We start from the raw sequence: 828 nt of genomic DNA, 5'->3' as shown, positions 1-828 counted from the left end.
TCGATGGAAGCGCTGATCCATCACTTCAAGCTGTACACTGAAGGTTTCCATGTTCCGGAAGGCGAGACCTATGTCGCTATCGAGGCGCCGAAGGGCGAGTTTGGCGTTTATCTCGTCTCAGACGGGACGAACCGCCCGTATCGCGCCAAGATTCGCGCGCCGGGCTATCCGCACCTGCAGGCGATGGACCATCTCAGTAAAGGACACATGCTGGCGGACGTGTCCGCCATCTTGGGCTCACTCGATATCGTGTTCGGGGAAATCGACCGATGAGTACTGCGCAGACACGCTTTTTTGACGAACATCCTCGCAAGGATGAAGCCCGTCGCTGTTTTTCGAAAAGGGGCGAGTAGTGGCACTACGCCGTTTTGACATGGAGGCTGGAGGCGACACATTCGCGTTCAAGCCCGAGACCGAAGAGAAGATTGCGTTCTGGCGCGGCAAGTACCCGGCTGACAAGCAGCGGTCTGCGGTGATCCCGATGCTGTGGCTGGCGCAAAAGGACAATAGTGGCTGGCTATCCGAGCCTGCAATGCGTGAAGTCGCCGACCGTCTGGAGATGCCGTATATCCGCGTCTATGAAGTCGCGACCTTCTACACGATGTTCCGTCTGCAGCCGGTCGGAAAGTACCACATCCAACTCTGCGGCACGACGCCTTGCCAGTTGCGCGGCGCCGAAAAGCTGAAGGAGGTCTGCCAGACCGAGATCGGCAAGCAAATGTTCGTGACCGATGACGGCCGTCTATCCTGGGAAGAAGTTGAGTGTCTTGGCGCGTGCGTGAATGCACCGATGGTTCAGGTGAATGACGATTATTTCGAAGATTTGAC

1 protein-coding gene and 1 pseudogene are annotated in these 828 nt (G+C 57.0%); both read left to right on the top strand.

Going from position 1 to position 828, the window contains the following annotated elements; all coding sequences use genetic code 11:
* Positions 1–273 (top strand): annotated as a pseudogene (locus B4F73_RS16060) (NADH-quinone oxidoreductase subunit D); the annotation flags it as partial.
* Between the two features lie 79 nt (positions 274–352).
* On the top strand, positions 353–828 hold a 476-nt coding region (locus B4F73_RS16055), incomplete at its 3' end, for a complex I 24 kDa subunit family protein (protein WP_290483767.1).

This window comes from Hyphomonas sp. UBA3601, assembly GCF_002375605.1.
Classification (GTDB): Bacteria; Pseudomonadota; Alphaproteobacteria; order Caulobacterales; family Hyphomonadaceae; genus Hyphomonas.
This window is presented reverse-complemented; position numbering and strand designations above follow the sequence as displayed.